Annotated in this window: 7 protein-coding genes; 2 read left to right on the top strand and 5 right to left on the bottom strand. The window is 60.7% G+C overall.

Annotated elements, in window-relative coordinates; genetic code table 11:
- Window position 1: 1 nt before the first annotated feature.
- The 4 genes from VNZ65_RS02785 to VNZ65_RS02800 are packed head-to-tail and all read right to left on the bottom strand — an operon-like array spanning window position 2 to window position 4885.
- Window positions 2-2065: an NADH:flavin oxidoreductase gene (locus VNZ65_RS02785; protein WP_325665850.1), complete on the bottom strand. Its 2064-nt coding sequence runs from the start codon at window positions 2063-2065 to the stop codon at window positions 2-4.
- Between the two features lie 15 nt (window positions 2066-2080).
- Window positions 2081-2605: a DUF5943 domain-containing protein gene (locus VNZ65_RS02790; RefSeq protein ID WP_325665852.1), complete on the bottom strand. Its 525-nt coding sequence runs from the start codon at window positions 2603-2605 to the stop codon at window positions 2081-2083.
- 29 nt (window positions 2606-2634) lie between these two features.
- The gene (locus VNZ65_RS02795; RefSeq protein ID WP_325665854.1) at window positions 2635-3606 is read right to left on the bottom strand and encodes a dipeptidase; all 972 of its coding nucleotides are present in this window, start codon (window positions 3604-3606) and stop codon (window positions 2635-2637) included.
- A gap of 10 nt (window positions 3607-3616) precedes the next feature.
- Window positions 3617-4885: a serine hydroxymethyltransferase gene (locus VNZ65_RS02800; RefSeq protein WP_325665856.1), complete on the bottom strand. Its 1269-nt coding sequence runs from the start codon at window positions 4883-4885 to the stop codon at window positions 3617-3619.
- 467 nt (window positions 4886-5352) lie between these two features.
- Between VNZ65_RS02800 and VNZ65_RS02805 the strand changes: the two genes are divergently transcribed.
- Entirely contained in the window at window positions 5353-6369 is a 1017-nt protein-coding gene (locus VNZ65_RS02805; protein WP_325665858.1) for a GlxA family transcriptional regulator, read from the top strand.
- A 210-nt stretch (window positions 6370-6579) separates the two neighbouring features.
- On the opposite strand, the gene mgrA is transcribed toward VNZ65_RS02805, so the two are convergent.
- Entirely contained in the window at window positions 6580-7623 is a 1044-nt protein-coding gene (gene mgrA / locus VNZ65_RS02810) for an L-glyceraldehyde 3-phosphate reductase (RefSeq protein ID WP_325665860.1), read from the bottom strand.
- A gap of 228 nt (window positions 7624-7851) precedes the next feature.
- Here mgrA and VNZ65_RS02815 point away from each other — a divergent pair.
- A partial coding sequence (locus VNZ65_RS02815; protein ID WP_325665862.1) for a TonB-dependent receptor occupies window positions 7852-9500 on the top strand: 1649 nt, incomplete at its 3' end.

The raw sequence follows: 9500 nt of genomic DNA on the forward strand, positions 1-9500 counted from the left end.
GTCAGAAGTCTTTGCACAGGCGCAGCGAGTCGTAGATCGCGGCGTGGATGTTATGCATGGAGATGCAGTCGCCGACCCGGAACAGCAGGAAGCGGCCGTCACCCAGCGGTTCCGACAAGGCCGGCTGCGGCTCGGCGGCGAACAGCTTGTTGACGTCGATCTGGCCGCGGTTGAGCGATTGCGGCTTGAGCGACCAGTACAGCTGGTCGTTGGGCAGGATGCCGTTTTCAATCACCACCTGATCGACCACCCGCTCTTCCTGCACCTCGGTGTATTCGTTGCGCAGCACCGCCACTTTCTTGTCGCCTTCGGCATAGACCCGGTCCAGCCAGTAATTCGGCGTCGGGATCACGCCTTGGGCATACAGGCGGCGATAGAAAATCGGGAAGGTGGTGCCGCCGGTATCGTCGGCGATCTTGACGTCGGGCGTGACGATTTCCACCAGGCTGCCGCGGCTGGCCAGGAAATCGGCGACGCCGAAGCCGGCGTGGGTGCTGATGCCGTCATACACCAGCACGTTCTTGCCCGGCGCCACCCGCCCTTGCAGGATGTCCCAGGAACTGACCGACAAACCCTCGGCGATGCCCCAGGCTGCCACCTGGCTGGTGTAATTGCTGCCGCCGGTCGCCAGCACCACGATATCCGGCCGCTCCGCCATGATCATGGCTTCGTCGGCATTCACGCCCAGCCGTCGGTCGACGCCGAGGCGCTTGGTTTCCATGTCAAACCAGCGCACGATGCCAGCCATCTGCTCGCGTTGCGGCGCCTTGGCAGCCAGGTTGATCTGGCCGCCGACCGCTTCGCTACGTTCGAACAGCACCACTTCATGGCCACGTTCGCGCACCACCCGCGCCGCTTCCAGCCCGGCCGGGCCGGCGCCGACCACCACCACCTTGCGCTTGGGTCCGCGGCTCCTGGCGATCTGGTGCGGCATGCTTTGCTCGCGTGAGGTGGCGGCATTCTGCACGCATAGCACGTCCAGGCCGTTGTACTGGCGGTCGATGCAATAGTTGGCGCCGACGCATTGCTTGATCTCGTCTTCACGGCCGTCGCGAATCTTGATCACCATATGCGGATCGGCGATCTGCGCGCGCGTCATGCCGACCAGGTCGACCATGCCGGACGCCAGTATGCGTTCCGCCTGGCCGGCGTCGCGTATGCTTTGCGCATGCATCACCGGCACGCTGGACACCGCCTTGATGCCGGCCGCCAGATGCACGAACGGTTCCGGCGGCAAAGCCATAGGCGGCATGCAGTTGGCCAGCGTGTTATGCGTATCGGCGCCGGAGCCGACCACGCTCAGGAAATCGATCAGGCCGCTGGCCGACATCGCCTGCGCAATCTGCTTGGCGGTTTCGTGATCGACGCCGTCTTCATGGAATTCATCGCCGCACATGCGCAGGCCGACGCAGAAATCCTTGCCGACTGCTTCCCGCACCGCAGTCAGCACCTCAATGCCGAAACGCATGCGGTTTTCCAGGCTGCCGCCGTATCCATCACTGCGCTGGTTGACGCGCGGGCTCCAGAACTGGTCGATCAGCTGCTGGTGGGCGGCAGAAATTTCGATGCCGTCCATGCCGGCTTGCTGGACTCTTTTGGCAGCGGCGGCAAAGTCGGCGACGATGCGGCAGATCTCTTCGATCTCGATGATCTTGGCGTTGCCGCGATGGACCGGCTCGCGTATCCCCGAGGGACTGACCAGATGCGGCCAGTTCTCGCCATGCCAGGCCGTACGGCGTCCCATGTGGGTGGCCTGGATCATGATCTTGGCGCCATGCCGGTGCATGGCTTCCGCCAGGCGCGCCAGCGGTTCGATGACTTTGTCGGTGGTCAGGTTGACCGATTTCCACCAGCCTTGCGGGCTGTCGATGGAAACCGTGCTGGAACCGCCGCAAATCGCCAGGCCGAGGCCGCCCTTGGCCTTTTCTTCGTAATAGCGGATATAACGCTCACCCGGCAAGCCGCCCGCGTCGGCATAGACTTCGGCATGTGCGGTGCTGACCACGCGGTTGCGCAGGGTTACCTGGTTCAGGGTCAACGGCGAAAACAAAGTGGGATAGCGCATGGTCGGTATCTGGCCCTAGACGGAAAGCGGTGTCACCGTGAATACGCAATGTGCGTGGCCCTCGCCGCCGCACTGGGTTTCGCTGCACACCGAGCGGCGCGGATTGCCGGTGGTGTCGGAAACCCAGTCCATGGCGCCGGCGAACCAGCCGGCGAACATGTAGCACAGCTTGCCTTGCGCTTCAGGCTGCTGCAGTACGAATGACGAGTTGACCAGCTTGATGCTGGCGCTGGCGTTGGCGGCGTCGACCTCGGTAAAGGAGAACAAGCCCCAGCCGCGTTGCGACAGCCGTTTCAGATAATGTTTGTAGACGTCGAGGCCTGACATGTCGTGCTGGCGAGCTTCCTTCTCGCACCAGTAGTAGGCAGACTTGTGGCCGGCGTCATACAGGATCTGCGCATACTTGTCGCGACCGAGCGCTGCCTCCACCGCGGTGTGGTTATTGGTGAAAAAATGGCGTGGCACATACAGCATCGGCAGCTTGTCGGTAGTCCAGACGCCGGTCTCGGCGTCGACTTCAATCGGCAATTGGGGTTGCATCACTACTCCTTAGTATTTAGGTAAAGCTATCAAGCCGTCCAGACTTCGCCGAACACTCGCAGCCAGTTCTCTCCCAGCACCTTGCGGATGCGGCTTTCCTTCCAACCGGCGCGTTCCATGGCCGTGGTCAGGTTGGGGAAATCGCCGATGGTGCGGAAGCCTTCCGGATTGATCACCGTGCCGAAATCCGTCAGGCGGCGATGGCGCCCCTTGTCGTGCGTCAGCCATTCGAAGAAGGGCTTGCCGTAACCCTGCGTGAAATCGGTGCCGATGCCGACGCAGTCGTCGCCGACCAGGTTGATGATGTAATCGAAGGCTTCCACGTAGTCGTCGACATTGGCGCTGCTGCCGCGCTTGAGGAAAGGCGGGAACATGGTGACGCCGATGAAGCCGCCGTGGTCGGCGATGAATTTCAGTTGCTCGTCGCTCTTGTTGCGCGGGTGCTGCTTGAGGCCGGACGGCAGGCAGTGCGAATAGCACACCGGCTTGTTGGAAGCCAGGATCGCTTCGGTGGAAGTATTGCCGCCGACATGCGATAGATCGACCATGATGCCGACCCGGTTCATCTCGGCGATCACTTCGCGGCCGAAACCGGACAGACCGCCGTCACGCTCGTAGCAGCCGGTGCCTATCAGGTTCTGCGTGTTGTAGCAGAGCTGCACCACCCGCACGCCCAGTTCGGCGAACACTTCGATATAGCCGAGGTTGTCTTCAAACGCATGGGCGTTCTGGAAACCGAGAATGACGCCGGTACGGCCTTCCTTTTTTGCCCGCTTGATGTCGTCGACGCCACGCACCAGGGTCAGCAGGTCGGCGTTGTCGCGGATCAGGTTCTTCATGTCGACCACGTTGCCGACCGTGCCCTGGAAATTCTCCCACACCGAAATGGTGCAGTTGACGGCGCTCAGGCCGCCCTTCTTCATGTCTTCGAATACCGGCCGCTCCCACCTGGAGATATTCAGGCCATCGATGACCAGGCTTTGCTGATGCAAGTTGCTCATGGCGCTGTCCTCAATAGATAGGGAAACGCTTGCACAGCGCTTGTACTTCGGCCAGCACCTTTTGTTCGACCTCGGCATCGCCCTCCGGCTTGCGCGCCAGGGCGTCGAAGATCTCCACCGTCAGGCGGCCGATGGTGTGGAACTCGTCGACGCCGAAGCCGCGCGCCGTGCCGGCCGGCGTGCCGAGGCGGATGCCGGACGTAACGGTAGGCTTTTCGGTATCGAAGGGAATGCCGTTCTTGTTGCAGGTGATGCCGGCGCGTTCCAGCGCATGTTCCACTTGCGTGCCCTTCAAGCCCTTGGGGCGCAGATCGACCAGCAGCAGATGGTTTTCGGTGCCGCCGGTGACCAGATCGACGCCGCCGGCCAGCAACACTTCGCCCAGCGCCTTGGCGTTGGCGACCACCTTGCCGATGTATTCCTTGAACTCCGGCTCCAGCGCCTCGCCGAAGGCCACTGCCTTGCCTGCGATCACGTGCATCAGCGGGCCGCCCTGCAAGCCCGGGAATACGGCGGAATTGATTTTCTTGGCAATGTCTTCATCATTGGTCAGCACAAAGCCGCCGCGCGGACCGCGCAGGGTCTTGTGGGTGGTTGAGGTGACCACGTGCGCATGCGGCACCGGGCTCGGATGATGACCGGTCGCCACCAGGCCGGCGATATGCGCCATGTCGACCATCAGCAGCGCGTCGACGCTGTCGGCGATGGCGCGGAAGCGGGCGAAGTCGAGTTGGCGCGGATAGGCCGAATAGCCGGCGATGATCAGGCGCGGCTTGTGCTGCTTGGCCAGCGCTTCGACTTCGTCATAGTCGATCAGATAAGTATCGCGGTTGACGCCGTACTGCACCGCGTTGAACCATTTGCCCGACATGGCCGGCCGCGCGCCGTGCGTCAGGTGGCCGCCGGCGTCGAGCGACATGCCCAGCACCGTTTCACCCGGCTTGACCAGCGCCAGCATGACGGCGCCGTTGGCCTGGGCGCCGGAATGCGGCTGCACGTTGGCGAATTTGGCGCCGAACAGTTGCTTGACACGCTCCAGCGCCAGCGTTTCCACCTGGTCAGCGAATTCGCAGCCGCCATAGTAGCGCTTGCCCGGATAGCCTTCGGCGTACTTGTTGGTCAGCACCGAACCCTGCGCTTCCAGCACCGCACGCGACACGATGTTTTCCGAGGCGATCATTTCGATCTGGTTTTGCTGGCGCTGCAGCTCAAGATCTATGGCGCGCTTGATCGGGGCGTCGCGCTCCGCCAGCGATTGGGAAAATGCGGGAAGTGTCATGGTGGGGTCCTGGAAAATGAAATTCGTCTAGGGGGCTAACTCTTGACATCATTCTTCTCCCAAGGCCTTGCCCGCTATTGACTTGATCTGACGGGAACCTTTCAATTTGCGACATTGCTGTCACTTTTAGCCAAGCGCCTCTTTTGGCGCCGGTTTTGACGCTATTTCACGCCGCCTGCGCCGAAATGGATCGCGTGCACAAAAAGCGGGATCGCCGATGTAGTGGTTTATACAATTATTGCTGTCGATTGCAGGCAGATAACAACTGTATCGCCTGCTGCCAGGAACACTCGGCGCCATAGTCCTATACGGCGCGAATCCAGGCGTTAATTGATCCCACGGAAGATGGCAAGACGGCGTCTGGTCGGCTTGGCATGCTTATTGCGACGCACAACCGAAAGCGTTTGTTAGTTCAGCCAATTCAACGTTACATTGTCCATCGCTGATGTTTGCCAACGGAGCAGGTCATGTCAAAAAGCACTTCCACTTCCTTCACCCACTTTGCTTTCATGCCGCTCAATAACTTTACGATGCTGGCATTTTCGAATGCCATCGAAGTACTGAGAATGGCAAATTATCTGGAAGGAAAACCGCTCTACCGCTGGTCCATCATCAGTCCCGAAGGCGGCGCCGTCAGCGCCAGCAACGGCCTCGCCGTCACCACCATGCGCGCCGACCAGTGCGCGGCTGCCGATGCAGTCTTCGTCTGCGGCGGCACCCACATCGCCAGCGCCATCAACAGCGCCACGCTGGACTTGCTGAGAGACCTGGCAAAACAAGGGATGACGCTGGGCAGCCTGTGCACCGGCGCTTTCGCGCTGGCCGAAGCCGGACTGCTGGATGGCTACACCTGCGCCACGCACTGGGAAAACCTGTCGTCGATGAAGCGCTCCTATCCCGCGATTGCCTTCGCCCCCGACCTGTTTGTGGTCGACCGCGACCGTATCACCTGCACCGGCGGCATTGCACCGCTGGACATGATGCTGAACCTGATTTCCGGACAGGTCGGAAAAACCACGATTGCCGCGATCGCCGACCAGTTCATACTGGAACATGTACGCGACCACAAGGACCAGCAACGCGTGCCGCTGACAGTGCGCATGACCTCCGCCCGGCCGGCCATGGTGGAAGTGGTGTCGCTGATGGAAGCCAATATTGAAGAACCCCTGTCGCTGGACGAACTGGCGCAGCTGTCGAACTCTTCGCCGCGCCAGCTGCAGCGCATGTTCAAGGAACACATGGGCATGTCGCCCACCCACTACTACCTGACCCTGCGCCTGCGCAAGGCCAGGGAACTGCTGCGCCAGACCGACATGTCGATCCTCAGCATCACCGTCGCCTGCGGCTTCCAGTCCGCCTGCCACTTCAGCAAAACCTACCGCGAAATCTTCAGCGTCGCCCCCAGCACCGAACGCCGCCAGCAAGCACCAGTACCGGCAGCGCTTCTCGCAGCGCAGAACCAGCACCCGGCTGCATTCGCATGAAAAATTAAATTGGGGTCAGAGTCGAATTATTCCTTTTCAAAAATTCGACTCTGACCCTAATTTGCAGCATTACCATGGCTTGCGACATTAGTCAGCCTGCCATTTCAGCAAGACCTGTTTAGCGGCGAAGTATCAGGGAGAGAAGAAAAAACGGGCGCCTCAGGCGCCCGTTTTTATATCTGCAAGATGGCAATTCTCAAACGCCTGACATCAAGGCGCCAGCTCTTTTATGGAACGTTCCCACAGGTTGATGCCGCCTTCTTTGGCCTGCTCATCGATCGCCGCCAGCTCTTCCTTGGTAAAATCCAGGCACTGCAAGGCGGCGACGTTTTCCCGGATCTGGGCCGGGCTGCTAGCGCCGATCAGCGTAGTGGTCACGCGCGGATCACGCAATACCCAAGCCAACGCCATCTGCGCCAGGCTCTGGCCACGGGTCTTGGCAATCTCGTTAAGCGCCCGCACCCGCGCCAGGTTTTCCGGGCTCAGGTGGGCTTGCTGCAGCGAACCGCCACCCTCGCGGTTGATGCGCGAATCCTGCGGCACGCCGTTCAGGTACTTGTCGCTCAGCAGCCCTTGCGCCAGGGCGGTGAAAGTAATGCAACCCATGCCCTCCTGTTCCAGCGTATCCAGCAAGCCATCTTCGATCCAGCGATTGAACATGTTGTAAGACGGCTGGTGGATCAGACATGGCACTTTCCAGTCGCGCAGCAGCTGTGCCGCTTCCGCAGTCTTGGCCGGCGAATAGGAGGAGACGCCGACATACAGTGCCTTGCCCTGCTGTACGGCAGTGGCCAGCGCGCCCATGGTTTCTTCCAGCGGCGTCTCCGGATCGAAGCGGTGCGAGTAGAAAATATCGACATAGTCCAGTCCCAGCCGCTGCAGGCTCTGATCCAGGCTGGCCAGCACATATTTGCGCGAACCGCCGCCCTGTCCGTAAGGCCCCGGCCACATGTCCCAGCCCGCCTTGCTCGAAATGATCAGCTCGTCGCGGTAAGGCCGCAAGTCTTCCTTGAGGATGCGGCCAAAATTGGTTTCGGCGCTGCCGTACGGCGGCCCGTAGTTATTGGCCAGGTCGAAATGGGTGATGCCGAGGTCGAAGGCGGTATGCACCATCTCGCGCTGGCGCGCCAGCGACGTGGTGTCGCCGAAGTTGTGCCAGAGTCCCATCGACAACAACGGCAGCTTGAGGCCGCTACGGCCACAGAAACGGTACTGCATGTTGTCGTAGCGCTTGCTTGATGCGTGATAACTCATGACTGATAGTTCCTTTAAACGAAAGTCTCTTTAAAAATCCTGTTTTGCCGGCAGGACGATTCTACAGAGCTATTTCCTGCCTTGCTGAGAGCACCCCGCCAGCATCCGTTTCAAGCGCGGAACACAAAGAAATCCACATCATTTATTACGAATGATTCTCATTTATATATAATGGCGCCAATTATAAAAAATACAGCCAGATATAAACAACTCGGTGAGGATGAAATTTTGAAAAAGCAACTAGTAGGGATATGTTCGCTCATGCTGACGCATGGCGCGATCGCAGCGGATCTGCCAACACAGTCAAACAACAGCGCCGCGGCAGCCGAAAACGTGCTGCCCACGGTCTCCGTCAAGGCCAGCCGGGATGGCGGCAATCCTGCCGAAAACGGCTACCAGGCGAAACGTGCTGCCGTCGGCAGCCGCAGCGACGCCACCCTGATCGACGTGCCGCAAGCAGTCAGTGTTGTCACCTCCCAGTTCCTGCAGGACCGCCAGCCGAGCAGCCTGGCGGAATCGCTGGATACGGTCTCCGGCATCCGCATGGGCAATACGCTGGGCGGCACGCTGGACGCCATCATCAAGCGCGGCTTCGGCGACAACCGCGACAATTCGATGCTGCGCGACGGCATGCTGTCGGTGCAGCCGCGCAATTTCACGCCGACGACGGAGCGCATCGAAGTGCTGAAAGGACCGTCGTCCATGCTCTACGGCAGCATGGATCCGGGCGGCGTAATCAACGTCATCAGCAAGAAGCCTTTGCTGGAAAACCAGCGCTCCGTCACGCTCAGCGGCTCCAGCTACGGCGGCATCAGCGAACAGATCGACCTGACCGGACCAATCGGCGATTCCGGGCTGGCTTACCGCCTGATCGCGGATCACCAGCGCAACAATTACTGGCGCAACTTCGGCGAGACCACGCAATCGGTGGTGGCGCCGTCGCTGGCCTGGTATGGCCGCGATACTACCCTGTCGTTCGCCTACGAACACATGAATTACTCGGTGCCGATCGACCGCGGCACCATCATCGATCCGCGCAGCGGCAATCCGGTTGCGGTCCCGAAGGAACGCCGTTTCGACGAAGCCTACAATGTCTCGGCCGGCCGCTCGGACGCCGCCAACCTGCGCTTCGACCACAAACTCAATGCTGACTGGACCCTGCACGGCGGCTACGGTTTCAGCCGCAGCTACTACAACGACTGGCAGGCGCGCGTATTGTCGGTCAACTATGCCACCGGCATCGCTACCCGGCGCGTCGACGCCACCCAGAACGGCGTGCAGTCGGCCCATACGCTGACCTTGAACCTGGAAGGCAAATTCAATTGGGGCGAGGTGCGCCACGATATCGTCGGCGGCGTCGACTACATGCGCAACTACCGGGTGCTGGGCGATCTTTACCGCGGTCCGAGCAATACCCAGTTCAACATCTACGATCCGGCATACGGCCAGCTGACGCCGGCCGGCAGCAAGATCAGCCCGGCCGACAGCGATCAGACCGACAAGCTGATCTCGCGCGGCGTGTTCCTGCAGGATTCCATCCACCTGGATGAGCGCTGGATCCTGCTGGCCGGCGCCCGCTACGAATATTTCAACGAACTGACCGGCAAAGGCCGTCCCTTCATCGTCGGCAGCAAGGTCGCCGCCGGACGGGCGACGCCGCGCGCCGGCGTGGTCTACAAACTGGCGCCGGACTGGTCGATGTATGCCAGCTACAGCGAATCGTTCAAGCCGAATACCTCGATCGCCACGCCGATCGGCGAACTGCCGCCGGAACTGGCCAAGGGATATGAAATCGGCTCCAAGCTGGAAACGGAAAACCTGACCGCGACGCTGGCGATCTTCGACATCCAGAAGCGCAACATCCAGACCACCGAAAC

This window comes from Collimonas sp. (assembly GCF_035566555.1).
GTDB lineage: Bacteria > Pseudomonadota > Gammaproteobacteria > Burkholderiales > Burkholderiaceae_D > Collimonas.

Excerpts from the sequence above, each read along its gene's own strand:
- VNZ65_RS02795 (WP_325665854.1), bottom strand. The coding sequence starts at position 3,606 with ATGAGCAACTTGCATCAGCAAAGCCTGGTCATCGATGGCCTGAATATC.
- VNZ65_RS02805 (WP_325665858.1), top strand. The coding sequence starts at position 5,353 with ATGTCAAAAAGCACTTCCACTTCCTTCACCCACTTTGCTTTCATGCCG.
- mgrA (WP_325665860.1), bottom strand. The coding sequence starts at position 7,623 with ATGAGTTATCACGCATCAAGCAAGCGCTACGACAACATGCAGTACCGT.
- VNZ65_RS02790 (WP_325665852.1), bottom strand. The coding sequence starts at position 2,605 with ATGCAACCCCAATTGCCGATTGAAGTCGACGCCGAGACCGGCGTCTGG.
- VNZ65_RS02785 (WP_325665850.1), bottom strand. The coding sequence starts at position 2,065 with ATGCGCTATCCCACTTTGTTTTCGCCGTTGACCCTGAACCAGGTAACC.
- VNZ65_RS02800 (WP_325665856.1), bottom strand. The coding sequence starts at position 4,885 with ATGACACTTCCCGCATTTTCCCAATCGCTGGCGGAGCGCGACGCCCCG.